This is a genomic window from Streptomyces anulatus (assembly GCF_014650675.1).
GTDB lineage: Bacteria > Actinomycetota > Actinomycetes > Streptomycetales > Streptomycetaceae > Streptomyces > Streptomyces anulatus.
In genome coordinates this window covers 445449-469139 of sequence record NZ_BMVK01000002.1, presented here as the reverse complement: position 1 = coordinate 469139, position 23691 = coordinate 445449, and the positions used below count along the sequence as shown (strand labels likewise).

General features: G+C 71.6%; 21 protein-coding genes. 15 read left to right on the top strand and 6 right to left on the bottom strand.

The features are described 5' to 3' along the window. The first annotated feature begins 67 nt into the window (after positions 1–67). From IE272_RS06815 to nudC, 3 genes are all read left to right on the top strand, one after another. Positions 68–3691, top strand: a complete 3624-nt coding sequence (locus tag IE272_RS06815; RefSeq protein WP_190006454.1) for an ATP-dependent helicase — start codon at positions 68–70, stop codon at positions 3689–3691. 10 nt (positions 3692–3701) lie between these two features. After that, complete coding sequence (locus tag IE272_RS06810; RefSeq protein ID WP_190006453.1) at positions 3702–5096, top strand: dipeptidase; 1395 nt, start codon at positions 3702–3704, stop codon at positions 5094–5096. A 101-nt stretch (positions 5097–5197) separates the two neighbouring features. After that, the gene (gene nudC / locus IE272_RS06805; RefSeq protein ID WP_050360531.1) at positions 5198–6154 is read left to right on the top strand and encodes an NAD(+) diphosphatase; all 957 of its coding nucleotides are present in this window, start codon (positions 5198–5200) and stop codon (positions 6152–6154) included. A gap of 119 nt (positions 6155–6273) precedes the next feature. Here nudC and IE272_RS06800 read toward each other — a convergent pair whose 3' ends face one another. Further along, a complete protein-coding gene (locus IE272_RS06800; RefSeq protein WP_006127421.1) occupies positions 6274–6528 on the bottom strand; it encodes a glutaredoxin domain-containing protein in 255 nt (84 codons plus the stop codon). A gap of 263 nt (positions 6529–6791) precedes the next feature. Here IE272_RS06800 and IE272_RS06795 point away from each other — a divergent pair, with 263 nt between their 5' ends. The 5 genes from IE272_RS06795 to IE272_RS06775 all read left to right on the top strand — a co-directional run bounded on the left by IE272_RS06795 (position 6792) and on the right by IE272_RS06775 (position 10711). After that, a complete protein-coding gene (locus tag IE272_RS06795) occupies positions 6792–9011 on the top strand; it encodes an ATP-dependent DNA helicase UvrD2 (RefSeq protein ID WP_050360530.1) in 2220 nt (739 codons plus the stop codon). A 167-nt stretch (positions 9012–9178) separates the two neighbouring features. Beyond that, positions 9179–9508 (top strand): hypothetical protein, encoded by a 330-nt coding sequence (locus IE272_RS06790; protein ID WP_056700704.1) that lies wholly within the window; start codon positions 9179–9181, stop codon positions 9506–9508. A 176-nt stretch (positions 9509–9684) separates the two neighbouring features. Beyond that, entirely contained in the window at positions 9685–10053 is a 369-nt protein-coding gene (locus tag IE272_RS06785) for a WhiB family transcriptional regulator (protein WP_007460056.1), read from the top strand. After that, on the top strand, positions 10050–10409 hold the full coding sequence (locus tag IE272_RS06780; RefSeq protein WP_176739540.1) for a putative WhiB-interacting protein: 360 nt from the start codon (positions 10050–10052) through the stop codon (positions 10407–10409). The genes IE272_RS06785 and IE272_RS06780 overlap by 4 nt, the downstream gene beginning before the upstream one ends. Positions 10410–10507: 98 nt before the next feature. Next, positions 10508–10711: a hypothetical protein gene (locus IE272_RS06775; RefSeq protein WP_073740062.1), complete on the top strand. Its 204-nt coding sequence runs from the start codon at positions 10508–10510 to the stop codon at positions 10709–10711. Between the two features lie 19 nt (positions 10712–10730). Here the strand turns inward: IE272_RS06775 and IE272_RS06770 are convergent, their stop codons facing one another. Next, positions 10731–12200, bottom strand: a complete 1470-nt coding sequence (locus IE272_RS06770) for an ABC1 kinase family protein (protein WP_190006452.1) — start codon at positions 12198–12200, stop codon at positions 10731–10733. A 64-nt stretch (positions 12201–12264) separates the two neighbouring features. After that, a complete protein-coding gene (locus tag IE272_RS06765; RefSeq protein ID WP_190006451.1) occupies positions 12265–13425 on the bottom strand; it encodes a ThiF family adenylyltransferase in 1161 nt (386 codons plus the stop codon). Positions 13426–13671: 246 nt separating this feature from the next. On the opposite strand from IE272_RS06765, the gene IE272_RS06760 reads away from it, so the two are divergent. From IE272_RS06760 to IE272_RS06745, 4 genes are all read left to right on the top strand, one after another. Next, entirely contained in the window at positions 13672–14295 is a 624-nt protein-coding gene (locus IE272_RS06760; RefSeq protein WP_050360525.1) for a M48 metallopeptidase family protein, read from the top strand. 120 nt (positions 14296–14415) lie between these two features. Continuing rightward, a complete protein-coding gene (locus IE272_RS06755) occupies positions 14416–16047 on the top strand; it encodes a TerD family protein (RefSeq protein WP_190006450.1) in 1632 nt (543 codons plus the stop codon). A gap of 11 nt (positions 16048–16058) precedes the next feature. Next, positions 16059–16739 carry an AIM24 family protein gene (locus IE272_RS06750; protein WP_007460071.1) on the top strand — a complete coding sequence of 227 codons (681 nt, stop codon included), beginning with the start codon at positions 16059–16061 and terminating at the stop codon, positions 16737–16739. 19 nt (positions 16740–16758) lie between these two features. Beyond that, positions 16759–17514, top strand: a complete 756-nt coding sequence (locus tag IE272_RS06745; RefSeq protein WP_050360523.1) for an AIM24 family protein — start codon at positions 16759–16761, stop codon at positions 17512–17514. Positions 17515–17591: 77 nt separating this feature from the next. Here the strand turns inward: IE272_RS06745 and IE272_RS06740 are convergent, their stop codons facing one another. Further along, complete coding sequence (locus tag IE272_RS06740; protein ID WP_050360522.1) at positions 17592–18131, bottom strand: NUDIX hydrolase; 540 nt, start codon at positions 18129–18131, stop codon at positions 17592–17594. Next, positions 18128–19552, bottom strand: coding sequence for a zinc-dependent metalloprotease (locus IE272_RS06735; protein WP_050360521.1), 1425 nt, complete (start codon positions 19550–19552; stop codon positions 18128–18130). Before IE272_RS06735 ends, IE272_RS06740 begins: the two co-directional genes overlap by 4 nt. A 190-nt stretch (positions 19553–19742) precedes the next feature. On the opposite strand from IE272_RS06735, the gene IE272_RS06730 reads away from it, so the two are divergent. The 3 genes from IE272_RS06730 to IE272_RS06720 all read left to right on the top strand — a co-directional run bounded on the left by IE272_RS06730 (position 19743) and on the right by IE272_RS06720 (position 22975). Further along, the gene (locus tag IE272_RS06730) at positions 19743–20894 is read left to right on the top strand and encodes an SDR family oxidoreductase (RefSeq protein WP_032794687.1); all 1152 of its coding nucleotides are present in this window, start codon (positions 19743–19745) and stop codon (positions 20892–20894) included. Between the two features lie 104 nt (positions 20895–20998). After that, positions 20999–21460: a molybdenum cofactor biosynthesis protein MoaE gene (locus tag IE272_RS06725; RefSeq protein ID WP_007460082.1), complete on the top strand. Its 462-nt coding sequence runs from the start codon at positions 20999–21001 to the stop codon at positions 21458–21460. Positions 21461–21859: 399 nt separating this feature from the next. Then, on the top strand, positions 21860–22975 hold the full coding sequence (locus IE272_RS06720; RefSeq protein WP_050360519.1) for a YlbL family protein: 1116 nt from the start codon (positions 21860–21862) through the stop codon (positions 22973–22975). Between the two features lie 48 nt (positions 22976–23023). On the opposite strand, the gene IE272_RS06715 is transcribed toward IE272_RS06720, so the two are convergent. Then, positions 23024–23584 carry a PPA1309 family protein gene (locus IE272_RS06715; protein ID WP_032794690.1) on the bottom strand — a complete coding sequence of 187 codons (561 nt, stop codon included), beginning with the start codon at positions 23582–23584 and terminating at the stop codon, positions 23024–23026. Positions 23585–23691: the final 107 nt, after the last annotated feature.

Genomic DNA, 23691 nt, shown 5'->3' with positions numbered 1-23691 from the left:
GCCGGGTGGTGGAGCGGGGAATCCGGTTCGTGCCGGGTTGTCGGTGGGCCCGGTTACCGTTGTCCGGGTGTCCCCACGTCTCACCGATCCCGAGCAGCTCAAGGAGCTCCTCGGGATTCCGTTCACCCCGGAGCAGACGGCCTGCATCACCGCGCCGCCCGCCCCGCAGGTGATCGTGGCCGGAGCCGGGTCGGGCAAGACCACGGTGATGGCCGCCCGCGTGGTCTGGCTGGTGGGCACCGGACAGGTCGCGCCGGAGCAGGTCCTCGGCCTCACCTTCACCAACAAGGCGGCGGGCGAGCTGGCCGAGCGCGTCCGCAGGGCGCTGATCGCCGCCGGGGTCACCGACCCCGACGTGATCGACCCGGACAACCCCCCGGGCGAACCCACCATCTCCACCTACCACGCCTTCGCCGGCCGCCTCCTCACCGAGCACGGCCTGCGCATCGGCCTGGAGCCGACCACCCGCCTCCTCGCCGACGCCACCCGCTACCAGCTCGCCGCGAAGGTGCTGCGCGAGGCCCCGGGCCCCTATCCGGCGCTCACCCGGTCCTTCCCCACTCTGGTCAGCGATCTCCTGGCGCTCGACGGGGAGCTGTCCGAACACCTCGTACGGCCCGGCGCGCTCGATACGTACGACACCGAGCTGCTGAGCGCCCTGGAGCACGCCAGGCTCAGCAACGCCGATCTGCGCAAGATCCCCGAGACCGCCGAGGCCCGCCGCTCCCTCCTCGGCCTCACCGAGCGCTACCGGGCCGCCAAGCGCAGCCGGGACCTGCTGGACTTCGGCGACCAGATCGCCCTCTCCGCCGAGCTGGCCCTGACCCGGCCCGAGGTCGGGAAGATCCTGCGCGAGGAGTTCCGGGTGGTTCTCCTCGACGAGTACCAGGACACGTCGGTGGCCCAGCGACTGCTGCTCTCCGCGCTGTTCGGTGCCGGTACGGAGTCCGGGGAGGGCAGCCACACGCCCACCGGCCACGCGGTGACCGCCGTGGGCGACCCCTGTCAGGCGATCTACGGCTGGCGCGGCGCGTCCGTCGCCAACCTCGACGACTTCCCCGAGCACTTTCCGCATGCCGACGGCGCCCCCGCCACCCGCTACAGCCTCAGCGAGAACCGGCGCAGCGGCGGCCGTCTCCTCCAGCTCGCCAACGGCCTCGCCGAGCCCCTGCGGGCGATGCACGAGGGCGTCGAGGCGCTGCGCCCCGCCCCCGGCGCCGAGCGGGACGGCATGGTCCGCTGCGCGCTGCTGACCACGCACACCGAGGAGATCGACTGGCTCGCCGACTCCCTCGCCCACCTCGTGCGCACCGGCACCCCGCCGGGCGAGATCGCCGTCCTGTGCCGCACCGCCGGGGACTTCCCCGAGATCCAGGCCGCGCTGGTCGCCCGGGACATCCCGGTCGAGGTCGTCGGTCTCGCCGGGCTGCTGCACCTGCCCGAGGTGGCGGACCTGGTCGCCGTCTGCGAGGTCCTCCAGGACCCGGGGGCCAACGCCTCCCTGGTCCGCCTCCTCACCGGACCGCGGTGGCGCATCGGCCCCCGTGACCTCGCGCTCCTGGGCCGCCGCGCCCGCCTCCTCGTGCACCGGGCCGGCCACGCGGACGACGCCGACGCGGACCAACGGCTCGCGGACGCGGTCGAGGGCACGGACCCGGCCGAGGTGATATCGCTCGCGGACGCGCTGGACACCTTCCTGGTCGTGGGGGACGCGGCCGACGACGGGCTGCCGTTCTCCGCCGAGGCCCGCGTCCGTTTCGCCCGCCTCGCCCGGGAGCTGCGTGACCTGCGCCGCTCGCTCGCCGACCCCCTGATGGACGTCCTGCACCGGGTCCTGGCCACCACCGGACTGGAGGTCGAGCTGTCCGCGTCCCCGCAGGCGCTGGCCGCCCGCCGCCGCGAGACCCTCGCCAACTTCCTGGACACCGCGGCCCGGTTCGCCTCCCTGGACGGCGAGGCGACCCTGCTCGCCTTCCTCGGCTTCCTGCGGACCGCCGCACAGTACGAGAAGGGCCTCGACAACGCGCTGCCCGGTGGCGAGAACACCGTCAAGGTGCTGACCGCGCACAAGTCCAAGGGCCTGGAGTGGGACGTCGTCGCCGTGCCGGGACTGGTCACGGGCCAGTTCCCGAGCGACCGGGCCCGGGAGGCGTGGACCGCCCAGGCCCAGGTGCTCCCGCACGCCCTGCGCGGCGACGCGGAGACGCTCCCGGCCCTGGACACGCACGACGGCCTCGACGCCAAGGGGATCAAGGCGTTCAAGGCGGAGATGAAGGAGCACCAGCACACGGAGGAGCTGCGCCTCGGGTACGTCACGTTCACCCGCCCCCGCTCCCTGCTCCTCGGCTCCGGCCACTGGTGGGGCCCGTCGCAGAAGAGGACCCGCGGCCCGTCCGCCTTCCTCGACGCGCTGTACGAGCACTGCGCCGCGGGCCACGGCGAGATCGAGGCCTGGGCGGACGAGCCCGCGGAGGACGAGGAGAACCCGGCCCTCGCGGAACGGGACGCCGACCTGGCCTGGCCGCTCCCGCTCGACGCCGACGCCCTGGCCCGCCGCCGCGCCGCCCGGGACACGGTGCTGGCCCACCTGGAGCGCCTGGCCGTCCACGGGGACGAGGAGGCGCCGGCGTACGGGCCCGGGCCCGATGACGTACCGGCCGACGAGGCACTGTTCGACGAGGCACTGTTCGAGGAGGAGCCGTTCGACGAGGAGCCGGTCGACGAGGACTGGGACTGGGACGCGCTCCCCACGGAACGCCCCCCGGGCGCACCGGACACGGCACCGGGAACCGCACCGGACACGGCACCGGGAACCGCACCGGACACGGCCCCGGACACCGTGCCGGACACGGCACCGGACACCGCACCGCCCCCGTCCCCGCACATCCCGGCCGCACGTCAGCCGGAGGAGGAACCGGCCGCACGTCACCCGCAGGAGGACCAGGCCGACCAGGCCGCCCGTCCTCCGCGGGAAGACCCGGCGGAAAGGCTGACCCCCGAGGAGGCCCGCACCCTCGCCTCCTGGGACCGGGACCTGGACTCCCTGGCCGGGGAGCTGCGGCGTGCCCGTGCCACCGTGCGCGAGGTCCTCGTGCCCGCCGCGCTCTCCGCCACCCAGCTGCTGCGCCTGGCCGAGGACCCCGACGCCTTCGCCCGGGAGCTGGCCCGGCCCATGCCCCGCCCGCCCCAGCCCGCCGCCCGCCGGGGCACCCGGTTCCACGCCTGGGTGGAGTCGCGGTACGAGGAACTGCCGCTGCCCATGCTCGGCCCCGACGAACTGCCCGGGGGAGACGGGAGCGACGCGGAGATCGCCGACGAGCGGGACCTCGCCGAACTGAAGGAGGCGTTCGAGCGCACCGCGTACGCCCGGCGCACGCCGTACCGGGTGGAGACCCCGTTCCAGATCACCCTGGCGGGCCGGGTGATCCGGGGACGTATCGACGCCGTCTACCGCACCGGCGACCGGTACGAGATCGTCGACTGGAAGACCACCCGCCACCGCACCGCCGACCCGCTCCAGCTCGCCGTCTACCGGCTGGCCTGGGCCGAACTGCACGATCTGCCGCCCGAAGAGGTCACCGCCACCTTCCTCTACGTACGCAGCGGGGAGACCGTCCAACCGCGGGGACTGCCCGGCCGGGCCGAGCTGGAGCGGATCCTGCTGGACGAGCCGGCCCCCGAGGACGGATAGGCTCAAGAGCATGAGCGAGACCCCGGACAGCGCCGTCCGTACGTACACCGAACAGCACCGCGCAGCCTTCCTCGACGACCTCGCGGAGTGGCTGCGCATCCCGTCCGTGTCCGCGCAGCCGGAGCACGACGGGGACGTACGGCGCAGCGCGGAGTGGCTGAGCGCCAAGCTCGGGGAGACCGGGTTCCCGGTCACCGAGGTCTGGGAGACCCCCGGAGCCCCGGCGGTGTTCGCCGAGTGGCCCAGCGAGGACCCGGACGCCCCGACGGTCCTGGTCTACGGCCACCACGACGTGCAGCCCGCCGCCCGCGAGGACGGCTGGGCGACCGACCCGTTCGAGCCGGTGATCCGGGACGGCCGGATGTACGGCCGCGGCGCGGCCGACGACAAGGGCCAGGTGTTCTTCCACACCCTCGGGGTCCGCGCCCACCTCGCCGCGACCGGCCGCACCACCCCCGCCGTCCACCTCAAACTGCTGATCGAGGGCGAGGAGGAGTCGGGCTCCCCGAACTTCCGCGCCCTCGCCGAGAAGCACGCGGACCGGCTCGCCGCCGACGCGGTGATCGTCTCGGACACCGGCATGTGGGACGAGGACACCCCGACCGTCTGCACCGGCATGCGCGGCCTCGCGGAGTGCGAGATCGAGCTGTACGGCCCCGCCCAGGACATCCACTCCGGATCGTTCGGCGGTGCCGTCCCCAACCCGGCCACCGAGATCGCCCGCCTCGTCGCCGCCCTCCACGACGAGGACGGCCGGGTCGCGATCCCCGGCTTCTACGACGGGGTCACCGACCTCACCGACACCGAGCGGGCCCTCTTCGCCGAGCTGCCCTTCGACGAGGCCACCTGGCTGCGCACCGCGAAGTCGGGGGCCGCCACCGGAGAGACCGGGTACTCCACGCTGGAGCGCGTCTGGGCCCGCCCCACCGCCGAGGTCAACGGCATCGGCGGCGGCTACCAGGGCGCCGGCAGCAAGACGATCATCCCCTCCTCCGCCCTGGTGAAGATCAGCTTCCGGCTGGTCGACGGCCAGGACCCCGACCGCGTGCAGCAGGCCGTTCAGGCCTGGGCCGAGTCCCGCGTACCGGCGGGCGTCCGTCACCGGATCGCCTTCCAGCCCGCCACCCGCCCCTGTCTGACCCCGCTGGACCACCCCGCCCTCCAGGCGGTGGCCCGCGCGATGGGCCGGGCCTTCGGAAGGAAGATCCTCTTCACCCGGGAAGGAGGCTCGGGCCCCGCCGCCGACCTCAGGGACGTGCTCGGCGCCCCCGTCCTCTTCCTCGGCATCTCCGTACCCTCCGACGGCTGGCACGCCCCCGACGAGAAGGTCGAGCTGGACCTGCTGCTCAAGGGCGTGGAGACGACCGCCCACCTGTGGGGCGAGCTGGCCACGGCACTCCGCTGAACGCCCACCACTCCGCTGAGCGCCCGGACTCCGCTGAATCCTCTGCGCACTTCCACGTACCTGTGCACACCCGATCCACCCAGGGGGAGTAGGAAGCACCTGTGAGCACCTTCGACAACGCCACCGCAGACCGCCCGATCGGCCTCACCGCGCCGAGCGGCATCGACCGCGCGGCACACCACCGCCTCGACGAGGCCTGGCTGGCCGTGGCGTGGAGCCACCCGACGACCCGCGTCTTCGTCGTCTCCGGCGGGCAGGTGCTGATCGACGACACCCCCGACGGGGGCACCGAGATCGTCATGACCCAGGCCTTCGAGGCCCCGGTCACCGAGACCCACCGGTATTTCCTCGGCACCGACGAGGACGGCGTCAGCTACTTCGCGCTCCAGAAGGACTCGCTGCCCGGCCGCATGGACCAGTCGGCCCGGCCCGCGGGACTCCGCGAAGCGGGGCTCCTCCTCGGCCCCCGCGACGCGGGTCTGATGGTGCACGCGGTCGCCCTGGAGAACTGGCAGCGGCTGCACCGCTTCTGCTCCCGCTGCGGCGAGCGCACCGTCATCGCGGCGGCCGGCCACATCCGCCGCTGCCAGGCCTGCGGCGCCGAGCACTACCCGCGTACCGACCCTGCGGTCATCATGCTGGTCACCGACGACCAGGACCGGGCCCTGCTGGGCCGCCAGGTGCACTGGCCGGAGGGCCGCTTCTCCACGCTCGCCGGGTTCGTCGAGCCGGGGGAGTCGATCGAGCAGTCCGTGGCCCGAGAGGTCTACGAGGAGGCCGGGGTCACCGTCGGCGAGGTCGAGTACATCGCCAGCCAGCCCTGGCCGTTCCCCTCCAGCCTGATGCTCGGCTTCATGGCGCGGGCGACCTCCTTCGACATCAACGTCGACGGCGAGGAGATCGAGGAGGCCCGCTGGTTCTCCCGCGAGGACCTCACCGCCGCCTTCGAGTCCGGCGAGGTCATGCCCCCGTTCGGCATCTCGATCGCGGCCCGTCTGATCGAACTCTGGTACGGCAAGCCGCTCCCGAAGCCGGGCGCCGTGAAGCGGACCGGCTGACGTCTGCCCCGGACAGACGACTGCCCCCGGCGGTGCCGGGGGCAGTGGTACGCGCGACGGGCAGTGGTACGCACAACGGGCAAGCAGTACGCACGACGGGCAGTCGTCGATCGGCCGGATCAGGCGGCGAGCGCCTGCTTCACCTGGGCGAGAGACGGGTTCGTCATGACCGACTCGGTGCCCGAGGGGGCCACGATCAGCAGGGTGGGGACCGTCTGGTTTCCGCCATTCGCCTTCTCGACGAACGCGGCCGACTCCGGGTCGTGCTCGATGTTGACCTCGTTGTACGCGATGCCCTCGCGGTCCATCTGGCTCTTCAGCCGACGGCAGTAGCCGCACCAGGTGGTGCTGTACATCGTCACAGTGCCCGCCATGTCGCTGGCGCTCCTTCGTCTCGTCCGAACGCTGCGCGGCCGGCAGCGTCACTCGCGGTCCGGCCGCTGTCCGCGGCCGTCCCACAATCTTGAGGAACGTACGGGACACGGTCACCATTCCCACCACGCCCCGTGTACCCGGCCCGACCACGCCCCGTACCTAGTCCCGCACCGGTCCCGCGCCGCACGGGCCGGTACGACGAATACCTCACCCCTGTGGACAACCGCCGCATCCGCCCCTTGGGACCTGGCAGCATGGCGGGGTGACAGCAGCAACGCACTCCACCCTCTTCCCCCAGGTTCCCGAGACCCCGGACGCCGTGCTCGACGGGCTCGACCCCGAGCAGCGCGAGGTGGCTCTGGCCCTGCACGGACCGGTGTGCGTGCTGGCCGGAGCCGGTACGGGCAAGACCCGCGCGATCACCCACCGCATCGCGTACGGGGTGCGGGCGGGCATCCTCCAGCCGGCCACCGTGCTCGCCGTCACCTTCACCAACCGGGCCGCCGGAGAGATGCGCGGCCGCCTGAGGCAGCTCGGCGCGACCGGCGTCCAGGCGCGGACCTTCCACTCCGCCGCCCTCCGACAGCTCCAGTACTTCTGGCCGAAAGCAGTCGGTGGCGAGCTGCCCCGGCTGCTGGAGCGGAAGGTGCAGCTGGTCGCCGAGGCCGCCGCCCGCTGCGAGCTCCGGCTCGACCGCAACGAGCTGCGGGACGTCACCAGCGAGATCGAGTGGGCCAAGGTCACCCAGACCGTCCCCGCCGACTACCCGGCCGCCGTCGCCAAGACCCAGCGGGACGCCCCCCGCGATCCGGCGGTCCTCTCCCAGATCTACTCCACGTACGAACAGCTCAAGCGCGACCGCTCGGTGATCGACTTCGAGGACGTCCTGCTGCTCACGGTCGGCATCCTCCAGGACCGGAGCGACATCGCGGAGCACGTGCGCGGCCAGTACCAGCACTTCGTCGTCGACGAGTACCAGGACGTGAGCCCGCTCCAGCAGCGGCTGCTCGACCTCTGGGTCGGGGACCGGGACGATCTCTGCGTCGTCGGCGACGCCAGCCAGACGATCTACTCCTTCACCGGGGCCACCCCCGACCATCTGCTGAACTTCCGCACCCGCCACCCCGGGGCGACCGTGGTCAAGCTGGTGCGGGACTACCGCTCCACCCCCCAGGTCGTCCACCTCGCCAACGGCCTGCTGAGCCAGGCCCACGGCAAGGCCGCCGACCACCGGCTGGAGCTGGTCTCGCAGCGCGAGAAGGGCCCCGAGCCGGTCTACACGGAGTATTCCGACGAGCCCACCGAGGCCGAGTCCACCGCCCGGCGCATCCGCGATCTCATCGCCGCCGGCGTGCCGGCCGGCGAGATCGCCGTGCTCTACCGCGTCAACTCCCAGTCCGAGGTCTACGAGCAGGCCCTCGCGGACGCCGGGGTGCCCTACCAGCTGCGCGGCGCCGAGCGGTTCTTCGAGCGGGCCGAGGTCCGCGAGGCGGGCACCGCCCTGCGCGGCGCGGCCCGCGCCGGGCGCAACGACTCCCTGCTCGACGAGGCGGAGGGGCTGCCGTCCCAGGTGAGGGCGGTGCTCTCCACCAAGGGCTGGACCAGCAGGCCGCCCGCCGGGTCGGGGGCCGTGCGCGACCGCTGGGAGTCGCTGGCCGCGCTGGTGCGCCTCGCGGAGGACTTCGAGACGGCGAAACCCGGGGCGACCCTGACCGACCTGGTCCGCGAGCTGGACGAGCGGGCGGCCGCCCAGCACGCCCCGACGGTCCAGGGGGTGACGCTGGCCTCGCTGCACTCGGCGAAGGGCCTGGAATGGGACGCCGTGTTCCTGGTCGGCCTGACCGAGGGCATGATGCCGATCGCCTACGCCAAGACCGACGAGCAGGTCGAGGAGGAGAGGCGCCTGATGTACGTCGGGATCACCCGCGCCCGCGTCCACCTCTCGCTCTCCTGGGCCCTGTCCCGGTCGCCGGGCGGCCGGGCGAGCCGGAGGCCGACCCGCTTCCTGAACGGGCTGCGGCCGGGCTCGGCGTCCTCGGGCGCGCGGAGCGGGGCCGGCGGCGGCGGAGGCATCGACCGGGGCACCGGCCGGGCAGCGGCGGCGAGCCGGACCCCGGCGGTCGAGCGGAAGCACCGGGGACCGGTGCGGTGCCGGGTCTGCGGACGCACGCTCACCGACGCGGGCGAGATGAAGCTGATGCGCTGCGAGGAGTGCCCCTCGGACATGGACGAGGCGCTGTACGGGCGGCTGTACGACTGGCGTGCCGCCCAGGCGACGCTGCTGGGCCAGCCGGACTTCTGCGTGTTCACCGAGAAGACCCTCATGGCGATCGCCGAGGCCGTGCCGTCGACCGAGGGCGAGCTGGTTGTCATCGCCGGCGTCGGCAACCGGAAGTTGAGCCGCTTCGGCACCGATGTTCTGGCTATCTGCGCAGGTGAGGCCGTTGATGGCGAGCCCGAGGGCGGCGTCGACGAGACCTGAGGAAAACTCGTCCAGAAAATAGTTTGCGCCCGCCCCAGTCGTCACCATAGGTTCTTAACCACGGGAACAGCGACTTCTCTGAAGCCCTGATTCCGTGCTGTACTTATCCGAATACGCAGGATCGGCCCCGGCCGGTCCCCCTGAGACGCCGAGAGGAGGCGATTGAAGTGATCAGCATCATCGAAACCCAGAAAATGACCGATCTCTCGGTCGTCTCCGCCTGCTCGCTCGGCCTCACCCGCTCCTCGGTTGCCTCGCTTCGCGCCACCGGTCTGTCCGGCATCTCTGCCGTCCGTCCGCTGTCCCTGGTGAGCCTCCCCGTGACGCGGGAGCGCAATGAGCGACCGATCGAGGCACCGGCAGCAGCAGTAGCGAAGGCAGCACAGGCTCAGGCCTATGCCTTTGCGGCAGCCGGTGCCGGAGCCAAGAAGCAGACGCAGCAGCACCACACGATGTGGGCCTTCCGTGGGCCTGAACCCTGGAGCGATCCAGCCTGATCCAGCATCAGGCCGGCGCCTTCAGGGCCGCGGAACCCCACTCGGGATCCGCGGCCCTTTTGTTTTGTCCGAACGGACGAGACGGAACGAAGGAGCCTCGGGACAAGCAGGACCTGGTACCAGCAGCCGCCAACCGGCCAACAGGCCGGCACGACCAGACGAGGACACCACCCACCGTGCACATCGAAACGCACGCCCCGTCAGTACCGCTTTCCACCCCGATCTCGCCGCCCGGCTCCACGGAGGACTCCGCCTTGACCCCGCTCACCACGCTCACCGCGCTCGACGACGCCATCGAGAACCTCGGCGTACCCGTCCCCTGCCGTTCCTACGACCCGGAGGTCTTCTTCGCCGAGTCGCCCGCCGACGTCGAGTACGCCAAGTCCCTCTGCCGCACCTGCCCGCTCGTCGAGGCCTGCCTCGCCGGCGCGAAGGACCGCCGCGAGCCGTGGGGTGTCTGGGGCGGCGAGCTCTTCGTCCAGGGCGTCGTCGTGGCCCGCAAGCGTCCGCGTGGCCGTCCGCGCAAGAACCCGGTCGCAGCGTGACCGCGACCTGTGGGGTCCCCGCCCCCACACGCAGGCTCCGCCTCGGAACGATCGACCGTCCCCAGACCCATGACCCCCGGAATCAGGCACCAATGATCACCCCCACGAAGGAGCCCGTCGGCTCCGCCACCCCCGACGTCACCATCATCGGCGCGAACGACTCGCGTCAGAACAGGACCCGCGAAATGCAACTCATCCCAGAAGCCCTGGCGCGTGCGCATATGCACGACCGCCTGCGGGAGGCCCAGGAGGACCGACAGTCGGCCCGCCTGATCACCGCCCGCCGGATGCAGCGCCGAGCGGAGCGCGCCTCGCTGCGCGCCCGCCGCGCGCTGGCCATGGCGGTCATGCACTGACCGTGCACCCATCACCTCACCGCGGGGCCGTCCGGACACGGACGGCCCCGCGGTGCGTTGTGCCGTCGGCCGTCCGGTCACGGGGATATCGTCAGGAGGTGGACGAGGAGACCCATTCCCCCGAGCAGTCCGCCGACGGAAGCGTGGTGTGCGCCCGCTGCGGCACCGCCGCCGAAGGCGGGACAGCCCCTCCGACCTGGCTCTGCTCCGTGGAGGACGGGCGCCGTCTCCTGTTCTGCGAGAGCTGCGCCCGCCTCCATATCCGCGCGATCGAGAGCCGCCTCGACTCACTCTGGTGGTGACCGCGGCCCCGGGTCCTTCCTACGCCTGGACGGGCTCCCCTTCCGGCTCGCCCTCCTCCTCGGCGTACTCCGTGCCCTCGGCTTCCGCGTCCACCGTCTCCGTGTCCTCCGTCTCCGGGTCCTCCGCGAGGAACCCCGGCAGCCACGCTTCCAACTCGTCGCGCAGCCGGACCGTCGCGCCGAGCTGGCACAACACCCCGATGGTGCTGAGCGTGACCCGGTGTATCAGGACGTAGGACGGGGGGAGATTCAGCTGCCTGCCGAGCTGATGGGCGGGGGAACGCGGATCGGCTATCCGGGCCGCCTGTTCACGGATCCAGCCCCGGCTGAAGGTGAACTCCTCCACCTGGGTGGGCTCGATGATCGGGAGCAGGTAGTCGAGCACCGCGTCCGGGTCCAGATCTATCGACTCCTTCACGAAGCCCTCTTCGCGCAGCAGCCCGTACACCCCCGCCGCGTCGCCCTCCAGCGCCAGCCGCAGCGAGTCGCCGATGTTCCGCGGCAGCCCGCCCGGGAGCCGGTCGACCGTGCCGAAGTCCAACACCCCCAGCCGCCACGACCCGACCGGACCGCCGTCCTCCTCCGTCTGCCCCGCCTCCTTCTCCGCCGCCGCCGGGGGCAGCAGCCGGAAGTTGCCCGGATGCGGGTCGGCGTGCAGCAGGCCGGTGCGCGCCGGACCGGAGAAGAGGAAGCGGGCCAGCAACTGCCCCGCACGGTCCCGCTGCTCCGCCGTCCCCTCCGCGATGACCTCGGACAGCGGGATCCCGTCGATCCACTCCGTCACCAGCACCTGGTCGGACTGGTGCACCACCTGAGGGATCACCACATCCGGGTCGTCCTCGAACTCCGCCGCGTGCTCCTGTTGCGCCTGCGCCTCCAGCTCGTAGTCCAGCTCCTCCGAGACCCGGTCCCGCAACTCCTTGATCAGCGGCTTGATGTCCATCCCCGGAACCAGCGGGCCGAGCAGCCGCGCGAAACGGCTGAGCTGGGCGAGGTCGGAGAGCAGCGCCTCGCCCGCCCCGGGATACTGCACCTTCACGGCGACCTCGCGGCCGTCGTGCCACACCGCGCGGTGCACCTGCCCGATCGAGGCGGCAGCCGCCGGCGTGTCCTCGAACTCCAGGAAATACTCCCGCCAGTCCTCCCCGATGCGTTCGGTGAGGACCCCGTGGACCGTGCGCGCGGGCAGCGGCGGCGCGGCCTCCTGGAGCTTGGTCAGCGCGGCCCGATAGGGGCCGGCGATCTCCTCGGGCAGCGCCGACTCGAAGACCGAGAGGGCCTGGCCCAGCTTCATGGCCCCGCCCTTCAGCTCGCCCAGGGTCTTGAACAACTGGTCCGCCGTGCGCTGCTGCACCTCACGGGCGACCAGCTCGGCCGACTTTCCGCCGATCCGCTTGCCCAGACCCCATGTGGCACGGCCGGCGAAGCCGAGCGGAAGCGCGGCCAGCTTGGCCGTACGCGTAACCGCCTTCCGGGGAAGATCAGACATGTGCCCCTCCAGTTCCCAGACTGCCGTGCCGCTCGTGCCTCCGGTGTCTCTCCGGCGTCGGCGGTCACCCCGCCATTGTGTCCTGCGCCGGAAGACCACCGGAGGCCCGATCCCTCATAGCGCCCCCGGCCGCCCCGCAGGAGCAGTCCGCATGCGGGCCGATCGGCTCGGAACGCCAGTCCAGCAACGGGAGAGCGGCCTCCCAGCGAGCTCCGGTACAGGCAGGGAGGTCCCCGTCCAGGAACGCCAGGGCATGCGCCGAGGCGAGACCGGCGACCGCCGTCGCGAGCCCCAGGTCGCAGGCGGGCACCGCTCCCCGCCGCCCGGAACGCCACTGCGCCAGCATCCGGGGCCACTGCGGATCCTGGTCCGCACGGTGCAGTTCCAGGCAGCCCGCACAGCCGGTGCCCCCGGGCAGGACGAGAGGCCCGACCACCCCTGTGGCCTCGATCACTCCCGCATAGAGATGAGGAGTGCCCGACGCGATCCAGGGACCGGCCGTGTCCGCGACGGGTGCGTACACCGCGAGGCCGTCCCGGGGAGCGACGACGATCAGGGACAGGCCGGGTTGTCCGGCGCTCCCCGGCAGGTCGGCCCCGGCTCCGTCCGTCCTCGCCCGCCGGGGAGCGGGCCCGGGTGCGGACCGGCGGACGAGCCGGCGGGCCGCCACGTCGCGCCGTTCCCCGACGGATGCCGGGGCGAGACCCGCGGGCGCCACGTCCCAGGGCTCGACCCGGCCCCCGTCGAGCACTTCCACATGCCCCACCCCCGCACCCGACAGCACCGAGGCGATGGACGCCCCGACCCTGCCCGCTCCCCGCACCTGGACCCGCATCGCTCGCCGGGCCGCCATCCGCCGCGTACTGCCGCCCGGCTCGGGACGGACGACCGACAGGGATGCCACATCGGGACGCTGGCGGTCCATCATCTCGGCCCGGCGGCACAGGACATCGGCTCCCGGACCCGCCGACCTCGGGTCGTCCAGGAGCCCGGCCTCCGCCAACCGTGCCAGAAGGGTGTCCACATGACGTTCCGACAGGTCCAGAGCGCGTGCCTCCTCGTGCAGGAGCGGCAGCCCGCGCGTGCCGTCGAGCAGCTCCAGGAAGCTCCCCGTGGCGAGGTCCACAGGTCCGAGCGTCACGGCATGAGCGGGTGTCACACCGAATTGCACGGTGTTCCGGCCGCGCCATGCGCGACGCAGTGCGGGCTTCAGCATCGGATGCATGATTTCTCCCCCCGAGCGGTGTCGCGGGCACGGGTGTGCTCGCAGACCGGTGGATCCACGGGTCTTTCCGCAGGACCTCCGCCAGAATGCGGGCCCGCGCCGAACCGTGCGCGGAGTTGTCCACAGGCACGGGGTATTAGTCGTTCAAGCCCTTAGTCGTTCAAATGGTGCACGCGGTGGCGCGGATCGCCGCGGAACCGTTCCCGGGGCGGGACTTCCCCCACGGACAGCGGGTAACGTCGTGGCGTGCCCGCCGACCCGTCGTCCGGCTTCGCCGGGGAGACCCCCGCGCCCAGCGCCGGAAGCCATCAGCGCAGCGCGGCAGCCCATCCGGCCCGCGCTTCGGCGACGAGCGCGGTCGAGGTCCGCAGGAGCACCCGGCGCAGGAGAACGGTCTCCGCCTACCGCGAGGGCGACCGCACGATCGTGCTCATCCCCGCCCGGATGTCGGAGGCGGAGGAGCGGCGCTGGGTGGGCGTGATGCTGGACAAGCTCGCCGCCCAGGAGAACAAGCGCGTCCTGGGCGACACCGAACTCGCTGAGCGTGCCGTGCGGCTGTCCGCCCAGTATTTCGACGGTCGCGCCAGGCCCGTCTCGGTGCGCTGGGTGACCAACCAGAACACCCGCTGGGGCTCGTGCACCCCTGCCGAGGGCAGCATCAGGCTCTCGCACCGCCTGCAGGGCATGCCGGAGTACGTGGTCGACTACGTACTCCTCCACGAGCTGGCACATCTGCTCGTTCCCGGACACGGTCCGGGGTTCTGGCGGCTGCTGGAGGCCTACCCCCGCACCGAGCGCGCCCGTGGGTATCTGGAGGGCGTGGTGGCGGCCGACCGGCTGCCCCACCTGCCCGCCGCCCGCGAGGAGTGACCGGGGCCGGTCACGTTCGCCGATTCTGTACCGGGTCTGTACCGGCTTGGTCCGATGTCGTCGTTTGCGGTTAGCCTGACGCGACGCATTTACCTTCTGGATGGGGGACGGTCGTTACGCATGGCCAGGGAATTCCAACGCGGCCACAAGGCCAAGATCAGTGATCTCACGCCAGGGACGGATCTGTACGTAGGCGTGCAGATCGCGGCCCCGGGGCTGACTTTCGACATCAGCTGCTTCGGTCTCGACGCCCATGAGCAGCTCTCCGACGACCGGTACTTCATCTTCTTCAATCAGCCGAAATCGCCCGAGGAGTCCATTCAGCTCCTCGGCGCGCAGTCCGGTGACACCGAGTCCTTCCGCGTCACGCTCGACCGCATTCCGGCAGCCATCCAGAAGCTCTCCTTCACCGCGACGCTCGACGGTTCCGGGCAGATGTCCCAGATCGGTCCGGGGTACATCCGGATCGTCGCGGGCGGCGAGGAAGTGGTGCGGTACGCCTTCACCGGATCGGAGTTCACCACCGAGCGCGCGGTGATGCTCGGCGACTTCTATCTGAAGGACGTCTGGCGCTTCGCCGCCGTCGGCCAGGGTTTCGACGGCGGTCTCGACGCGCTTCTGAAGAACTTCGGCGGCGAGGTCGCCGAGGAGGAGGCGCCTCCCGCAGCCGCACCGGCCGCCGCCCCGGGCTTCGCCCCGCTGGCCCAGGCAGCCGCGCCCCCCGCCTTCGGCGCCCCGCCCGCAGCCCAGGCCCCGCAGCCCGCACCGTCCTTCGGAGCCCCGCCCGCGCCCACGCCGTCGCCCGCACCGCAGCAGCCGATGCACGCGGCGCCGACGATCGCGGCCCCGCTGGCTCCCCAGACGCCGCAGGCGCCCCAGGCTCCGTCCCCGTACGGCCAGCCCCAGCAGCCCCAGTTCGGCCAGGTCCCGGGCCAGGGCGCTCCGCCCGCCCCTCCCTTCGGCCAGCAGGCGCCCGCTCCCTACGGTCAGCCCGTGCCGGCCCCGTACGGTCAGCAGCCCCCCATGGGCATGCCGCCGGGTGTCCCGCAGGGCATGCCCCAGGGAGTGCCTCAAGGAGTGCCGGCCACCGGCGCGGGTCTCCAGGCGGCCCTGCAGCCGTACAAGGAGACCGCCACCGGACAGCGCTGGACCCCGCAGAACCAGCAGCTCATGCGGGTCGACCTGACCATGGGCGGATCCGGGGTCCTGGCCCGCCAGGGCAGCATGGTGATGTATCAGGGCAAGGTGGACTTCGGCTACAAGAGTGCCGGGTTCGTCGGCCGTGCCGTGGGCAACGCCACCGGCCAGGAGATGCAGCTGATGCGCTGTACCGGCCGCGGCCAGGTCTTCCTCGCCGAGGAGGGCTCGCATCTGCACCCGATCGAACTGCAGGGCGACGCCATCTGCGTCTCCGCCGAGAGCGTCCTCGCCTTCGACGAGTCCCTCCAGTACGAGGTCCGCAGGGTCGAAGGGCACGGCATCCCCGGCGGCGCACTGTTCACCATGCAGTTCCAGGGCACCGGCACCGTGATCGTGAAGACCCACGGCACCCCGGTCGTCCTGCCGGTCACGCCCACCACGTTCGCCGACTGCAACGCCGTCGTCGCCTGGTCGGCCGCCTCCCAGGTGATCGTCTCCACCCAGGTCCGGCTGCGCCGCAACGCGTACCCCGGACACAGCGGAGAGACCGTGAACCTCCAGTTCCGGGGCGCCCCCGGCAACTTCATCGTCGTCCAGCCCTACGAGGTCTGAGGGAGCCCGTCATGAACCAGCAACTCGCGGGCTTCGCCCCGACCCCTGTCACGGCCCGTATGGAGAACCACGGCAAGACCATGCTCAAGGTCGCCATGGCCTCCGGGCAGGACCTCTTCGCGCGCACCGGCTCGATGGTGGCGTACGAGGGCTTCATCCAGTACGAGCCCAACCCGCCCGCGGTCCGGCAGATCGCCTCCCAGTGGATCACCGGCGAGGGCGCACCCGTCATGAAGTGCTCCGGCGACGGACTGCTCTACCTCGCCGACTACGGCGCCGACGTGGTCGTCATCAACCTCAACAACGACTCCATCTCGGTCAACGGCACCAACCTCCTCGCCTTCGACGCCCACCTCACCTGGGGCGTCGAGAAGGTCAAGGGGCTTGCCAAGTTCGCCGGACAGGGTCTGTGGAACGTCGTCGTCCAGGGCACCGGATGGGTCGCCATCACCTCGCGGGGCACCCCGATCGTCGTCGACTGCGGACGCGGCGAGGACGAGACGTACGTCGACCCGGACGCACTCGTCGCCTGGTCCCCGAACCTCAAGGTGAAGGGCAAGCGGAGCTTCAAGGCCGGCTCGCTGATCGGACGGGGCAGCGGCGAGGCGTACCAGATGGGCTTCTCCGGCCAGGGCATCGTCGTCGTCCAGCCCAGCGAGGACAGCACGGACCGTCTGCGGATCCGGAACTGACGGGGAGGGAGAACACATCATGCAGAGTCCGCTTTTCAGCCACACCGAGCAGCAGACCCAGGACCGCTACGCGATCCAGAACCCGCAGCTCCTGCGGGTCTCGCTGACCGGCCACGACGACATCCTCGCCCGCAAGGGCGCCATGGTCGCCTACCAGGGCCTGATGGACTTCGACGGGGAGTACCAGTCCCAGGGCCAGCGCCGCGCCCGCGCGAACACCGGGGAGGGCCTCGACCTGATGCGCGTGTCCGGCCAGGGCACCGTCTACCTCGCCAACCTCGCGCAGTACATCCACGTCGTGGACGTCGACCGCGAGGGGATGACCGTGGACAGCGCCTACGTCCTCGCGCTCGACTCCTCGCTGCACACCGAGGTCATCGCGGTGGACAGCCAGTACGGGATCTCCGGCAGCGGCAAGTACCAGCTCAACATCTCCGGCTCGGGCAAGGTCGCCCTCATGACCTCGGGCCAGCCCCTGATGATGCAGGTCACGCCCGAGAAGTACGTCAACGCCGACGCCGACGCGATCGTCGCCTGGTCCAGCTCCCTGCGTGTGCAGATGCAGGCCCAGACACACTCCTCGGGTGTCTTCAGGCGCCGCGGCAACACCGGGGAGGGCTGGGAGCTGAGCTTCCTCGGCCAGGGCTTCGCGCTGGTCCAGCCGAGCGAGGTCATGCCTCCGCAGAACGCCCAGATCGGCCAGGGCGCCCGCGCCCAGTTCGGCATGGGCCAGCAGGGCTCCCACGGCCAGAACCAGAACAACGCCTGGAACTGACCGGCGCCCGCAGGGCACAGCGGTAAGGGGCGGCTCCCGGGAGGCCGCCCCTTACGCATATCCGATGCCGCCCGCCGCTACAGCCGGGACCGCGTCGCCTCCAGCAGCCGGACGACGGAAGCGTCGGCCACACCGGGCACGTCCTCGTAACCGAACCAGCGCAGCTCCAGGGACTCCTCGCTGATCCGCTCCGCCGCTCCGGCCGGGGCCAGCGCGGCGTACTGCACATCGAGGTGCCAGTTGCAGGGAGACGGGATCGGGTGCCGGTCCAGCCGGACCGGTCCGCCGGGCAGCAGGGTGAGCCCCGTGATGCCGGACTCCTCCGTCGCCTCACGGAGCGCCGCCGCCTCCAGGCCGACGTCCTGCGGTTCGCAGTGGCCGCCCATCTGGAGCCACATCCGGAGCTTCCGGTGCAGAGTCAGCAGCACCTTCCCGCGCTCCGGGTCGATCACCAGGGCGCTGGCCGTCACATGCCCGGCGCCGCACGCCTTCCACATGCCGTCGTCGTGGCGTGCCAGGTGGTCCAGGTAGGCCTGACGCAGCTCGGCCTGGTCACCGTGCGCGGCCTCGGGGGCGTACCCCTTCAGTACGAGAACGGCGTCGTCGTGCAGGCTCACTGCTCGGGGCCGCCCTTGCCGTCTTCCTTGCCCTCATCGCTCTCGGAGGGCTTCTGCGGGCCCTTCGCCGCCTCGCCGAGCATCTTGTCCAGCTCGGAGAAGTCGGCCTGCTCGTGGTGCACGAAGCCGTCCGGGTCGTCCAGGTCGTGGGCCGTCGGCAGCATGTCCGGGTGGGCCCAGAGCGCGTCCCGGCCCTCCAGACCCCGGGCGTCCGTGAGCGAGGCCCACAGGCGCGAGGCGTCCCTGAGCCGGCGCGGGCGCAGCTGGAGACCGATGAGCGTGGCGAACGTCTGCTCGGCCGGTCCACCGGAGGCACGGCGCCTGCGCATCGTCTCGCGCAGCGCGTCGGACGAGGTCAGCCGGGACTTCGCGGCCTCGTGGACCACCGCGTCCACCCAGCCCTCCACCAGCGCGAGAGCCGTCTCCAGACGGGCCAGGGACGCCTTCTGCTCGGGCGTGTCCTCCGGCTGGAACATGCCCTGCTGAAGGGCGTCCTGCAGCTGCTCCGGCTGTGAGGGGTCGAACTGGCCGACGACGTCCTCCAGCTTGCTGGTGTCGACCTTGATGCCGCGGGCATACGCCTCGACAGCACCGAACAGATGCGACCGCAGCCACGGCACATGGGCGAAGAGCCGCTGGTGAGCGGCCTCGCGCAGAGCCAGATACAGCCGGACCTCGTCCTGCGGGACGCTGAGGTCCTTGCCGAACCTCTCCACGTTCAGCGGGAGCAGCGCGGCCTTGCCCGCCGGGCCCAGCGGCAGCCCGATGTCGGTGGAACCGACCACCTCACCGGCCAGCACGCCCACGGCCTGTCCGATCTGCTGGCCGAACATGGCGCCGCCCATCGACCGCATCATGCCGATCAGCGGGCCCGCCATGGCCTGCATCTCCTCGGGCAGCACATCGCCCATCGCCAGGCCCACCCGCTCGGCCACCGGGTCGACCAGCTGCTGCCAGGCCGGCAGCGAGGCCTCAACCCACTCCGCGCGGCTCCACGCCACGGTGGAGACCGAACCGGACGGCATCGACGTCACACCGTCCAGCCAGAGGTCCGCCAGCCGCAGCGCCTCGTCGACCGCCGTGCGCTCGGACGGGCCGACGCTGGCGTCCTTGGAGCCGTCCGGGGCGCCCTGCGAGACCGTCTGGCGGGCGATCTGCTTGGCCATGTCCCAGTTCACGGGACCGCCCTCGTAGCTCAGCATCTGACCGAGCTGCTGGAAGGCCGCGCCGAGATCGTTCGGATTCATCGAGCCGAACATTGCGGCGAACGGGTTGTCCCCGCCCGCCCCCGGCCCGAATCCGAACGGGCCTCCGGGCCCGCCCGCGCTCTGCCCACCTTCGGTGGGGTCCTTCTTCTTGCCCTCGTCGCCGTTCTCCGGCTCCTCCGGCGGAAGGCCGAATCCGAATGGGGTGTCACTCACGGGTTTCCTCGGCTCGTAGGGCCGCCGGCTCGAACCGACGGCGACTGCCCGACATCACCATCCAGCGTAGACACCACGCCCGCTTCGGGCCTCAGTGCTCCGCCGACTCCCGGCCTGCGGCAGGATGGACGCCACCTGGTACGTACGCGTCATTCGGGTACGTACTGAAGACAACCGCTGGAGACGCCCGGTGAGTTCCCCAGATCCGCAGGTTCGCGCAGCGCGAAACCTGACCGACCCCTCGCCCGAGAGCACACCCGAAACGAAACGCCCCAGGACCCCCAGAAACCGGGGCCCCGTCGTCGCGGTCACCGGCGCCGCCACCGGCATCGGCGAACTGCTGACCGCCCACCTTGCCGCATCCGACGCGATCAAGCAGGTCATCGCGATCGACGAGCGCCGGGGAGAGGTCTCCGAGGCGACCTGGCACATCCTGGACGTACGGGATCCGGCGATCGCCGAGAAGCTGCGCGGCGCGGACGTCGTCGTCCACCTGGCCCTCGATCTCGACCTGGAGACCGACCCCGCCGCACGCACCGCGTACAACGTACGCGGCACCCAGACCGTGCTCACCGCCGCGGCCGCCGTAGGGGTCCACCGCGTCGTGCTCTGCACCTCGGCGATGGTCTACGGGGCGCTCGCCGACAACGATGTGCCGCTCTCCGAGGACGCCGAACTGCGCGCCACCGCCGAGGCCACCGGCGTCGGCGACCTCCTGGAGATCGAGCGGCTGGGCCGCCGGGCCCCGCGCGCCCACCCCGGACTCAACGTCACCGTCGTACGCCCCACCGTCCTGGTCGGCGGCACCGACACCGCCCTGACCCGCTATTTCGAGTCCCCGCGCCTCCTGGTCGTCGCCGGATCGCGTCCCACCTGGCAGTTCTGCCACGTCGAGGACCTGGTGACGGCGCTGGAGTACGCCGCCCTGGAGAAGATCGACGGAGAGTTCGCGGTCGGCTGCGACGGCTGGCTGGAGCAGGAGGAGGTCGAGGAGCTCAGCGGCGTACGCCGGATGGAGCTGCCCTCCGCCGTCGCGCTCGGGGCCGCCGCCCGGCTGCACCGGATCGGCCTCACCCCGTCCCCGGCGGGCGACCTGGCGTACACGATGCACCCCTGGGTGGTCAGCGTCAGCCGGCTGCACGATGTGGGATGGCGGCCGAAGTGGACGAACGAGGAGGTTCTCGGAGCCCTCCTCGAAGAAGTCGAGGGCCGCCACACGCTCGCCGGACGTCGCCTCGGCCGCAAGGACGCCACCGCCGCCGGAGCCGCCGGAGCGACGGTCGCCCTGCTCGGCGCGGCCGCCGTGGTGCGCCGCGCCCGCAAGGCCCGCCGCCGCATCTGACCGCCGACCGCGCCCAGCCCCTGTAGGAGGCTCCAAACCGGCCGGCCGGCCGCCGGAAGATCAGGCAATTCCGGGATGTCGGAGCCGTACGGCACGATGGGAGCATGGCACCCACCCACGACCATCCCGGCGAGCACGCGGCGGCCGACCCCATCCGGCTGCTGGCGATCCGGGACGCCCCGCTCTCCGTCGACGAGGTCTTCCGCGCCGTCGGCGACGACGCGGCGGGCGGTATCGCGCTCTTCGTCGGCACCGTGCGTAACCACGACGCGGGACAGGACGTCGGCGCGCTCGGCTATTCCTGTCACCCCTCGGCCGAGGACGAGCTGCGCCGAGTGGCGGAGAAGGTCGTCGCCGACTTCCCGGTCCGCGCACTGGCGGCCGTCCACCGAGTGGGTGAACTGGAGGTGGGCGATCTGGCCGTGGTCGTCGCCGTCGCCTGTCCGCACCGCGCCGAGGCGTTCGAGGCCTGCCGCAAGCTCATCGACGACCTCAAGCACGAGGTTCCGATCTGGAAACACCAGCGCTTCTCGGACGGCACGGAGGAGTGGGTCGGAGCCTGCTGAGCGCAAACCGGACCGGGGCGCATCAGCCCCGATTTGCGTAACCGCACCCCCGCCACGAGCGTTGGTCTTCCGGATCGTTAATCTGCTGATCGGGCATCCGGTCGCTCATGGGGTAGGGAGGTCGTGATGGCGGCACTCGCTTGGCTGTTGATTCCACTTTTCGCTGCTGTCGGTGGTGCGATATGGGCGAGCTGGGCTGCCCGCAATCGCACGACCGGCGATGTCACCGAACTCGCCGGCTACGCCAGGTTCCGTGACGCGATGGAGAAATCGCACTCCGGTTCCGGGGCTCTCTGAAGACCGACGCACGCCGCGTGACCACCTTCCGCCGCGTTCCGGCCTCCTCGTACGGACCGGCCCCGGCGGTGCACTGACAGGCCCTTCCCGTACTGTCGTTCCATGCCACGCCGCACCGCGACGATGCTCGCCTCCGCCCTCGTCCTCATCGCGCTGCTCTGCGCAGGCGTGCTGATCAAAGTGCCGTACTCGGAGATGTCCCCCGGGCCGACGGTGAACACGCTGGGTGACGCGCGTGGCGAGCCCGTCCTGCAGATCTCCGGTCGCAAGACGTACCCGGCATCCGGCCATCTCAACATGACGACGGTCCGCGTCACCGGTGCGGACTACCGGATGAACATCGCCGAGGCCGTCTACGGCTGGCTGGCCCACGACAGCGTCGTGGTGCCGCACGACACGCTCTACCCGGACGGCAAGACCGAGGAGCAGTCCACCCAGGAGAACGCCGAGGAGTTCAGCCAGTCCCAGGAGAGCGCCAAGGTGGCCGCCCTGAAGGAGCTGGACATCCCGGTCGCCACGCAGGTCGTGGTCTCCACGGTGGTCAAGGGCAGCCCCTCCGAGGGCAAGCTGCACGCGGGCGACGTGATCAAGGCCGTCGACGGCACCGTGGTCAAGGAGCCCGGCGACGTGGCGAAGCTCGTCACCAAGCACCAGCCGGGCGAGGACGTCACCTTCACCATCGTCCCGGCGAAGACCGCCGCCGCGGCCGAGAAGGCCGGGCGTGCCCCCGAGGGCGGCGAGAAGATCACCATCACGACCGCGAAGGCTCCCGCCGCCGAGGGTGACGGCGAGGAGGGCGGGAAGGACCGGGCGATCGTCGGGATCAGGGCCGGGACGGACCACACGTTCCCGTTCGAGATCGACATCAAGCTCGCGGACGTCGGCGGGCCGAGCGCCGGCCTGATGTTCTCCCTCGGCATCATCGACAAGCTCACCCCGGGTGACCTGACCGGCGGCAAGTTCGTCGCGGGCACCGGCACCATCGACGACGCGGGCAAGGTCGGCCCGATCGGCGGCATCAACATGAAGCTGGTCGGCGCCCGGGACGCGGGCGCCCGCTACTTCCTCACGCCCGACGACAACTGCGCGTCGGCCGCTGCCGACACGCCGGACGGGCTCACCCTGGTGCGGGTCAAGACCATCGAGGACGCCACGAAGTCGATGGAGCAGATCCGTACGGGGAAGACCGCCGGCCTGCCGAGCTGCTCGACCGGCTGACGGCCGCGCCGCCCGGGAACCGTACGACGGCCCCGGGCAGCGGCCGGATCAGGACTCGAACGTCGCCGCGAGCGCCTCGGCGAGGCCGGGCACCAGACCGGCGCCGGTCAGCACCTCGGTGGGGGAGTCCTTCTCGCGCAGCCGTACGGCGGACTCGCGGGCCCCGTCCCGCAGGACGGCCACGGTCATCCGCACCTCCTGCCGGTCGGGGTGCTTGGCGACCCACTGGGTCAGCTGCTTGTCGTTCAGACCGTCCGGCACGGACGCCTCGGCGGACGGCGGCAGCATCAGCCGCTCCACCGTCATGGCGCAGCCGACCACGGCGTCGGGCCAGGCGATCGTGCCGAGGAAGTCGTCGAGCGCGGTGCCCGGGGGAAGTTCGTCCTGCTCGATCGGGGTGAGCGCGGCGACCGAGGAGCTGGGGTCCTCAAGGCCCAGCTGAGCGGCGAGACCGGGCTCCTGGACCCGCAGCTGTGCGGTGTCGACCAGGGCGAACAGCCGGGCGGGCTGGTCCCAGCCGAGGTTGGAGGCATAGGCGTCGATTTCGAGGACGGCGACGGTGAGCGGACTCGCGGCCATCGGAGGTCCTGCGGGGGAAACGTTGGGCATGGGCAATATCCTGCCTCCTTCCGCCCCGGGAACGGGAACTAGGTAAAGCCTCAGTAAGTTGCATAGGTGGGCTCTAGGATCGCTGGGCCTGTTCACACGACCGCGAA

What these genes read in the sequence shown, in the direction of transcription:
- IE272_RS06750 (WP_007460071.1), top strand. Translation starts at nt 16,059, where the DNA reads ATGAACCAGCAACTCGCGGGCTTCGCCCCGACCCCTGTCACGGCCCGT.
- IE272_RS06745 (WP_050360523.1), top strand. Translation starts at nt 16,759, where the DNA reads ATGCAGAGTCCGCTTTTCAGCCACACCGAGCAGCAGACCCAGGACCGC.
- IE272_RS06800 (WP_006127421.1), bottom strand. Translation starts at nt 6,528, where the DNA reads ATGGCGGGCACTGTGACGATGTACAGCACCACCTGGTGCGGCTACTGC.
- IE272_RS06755 (WP_190006450.1), top strand. Translation starts at nt 14,416, where the DNA reads ATGGCCAGGGAATTCCAACGCGGCCACAAGGCCAAGATCAGTGATCTC.
- IE272_RS06720 (WP_050360519.1), top strand. Translation starts at nt 21,860, where the DNA reads ATGCCACGCCGCACCGCGACGATGCTCGCCTCCGCCCTCGTCCTCATC.
- IE272_RS06715 (WP_032794690.1), bottom strand. Translation starts at nt 23,584, where the DNA reads ATGCCCAACGTTTCCCCCGCAGGACCTCCGATGGCCGCGAGTCCGCTC.
- IE272_RS06770 (WP_190006452.1), bottom strand. Translation starts at nt 12,200, where the DNA reads ATGTCTGATCTTCCCCGGAAGGCGGTTACGCGTACGGCCAAGCTGGCC.
- IE272_RS06765 (WP_190006451.1), bottom strand. Translation starts at nt 13,425, where the DNA reads ATGCATCCGATGCTGAAGCCCGCACTGCGTCGCGCATGGCGCGGCCGG.
- IE272_RS06725 (WP_007460082.1), top strand. Translation starts at nt 20,999, where the DNA reads ATGGCACCCACCCACGACCATCCCGGCGAGCACGCGGCGGCCGACCCC.
- IE272_RS06810 (WP_190006453.1), top strand. Translation starts at nt 3,702, where the DNA reads ATGAGCGAGACCCCGGACAGCGCCGTCCGTACGTACACCGAACAGCAC.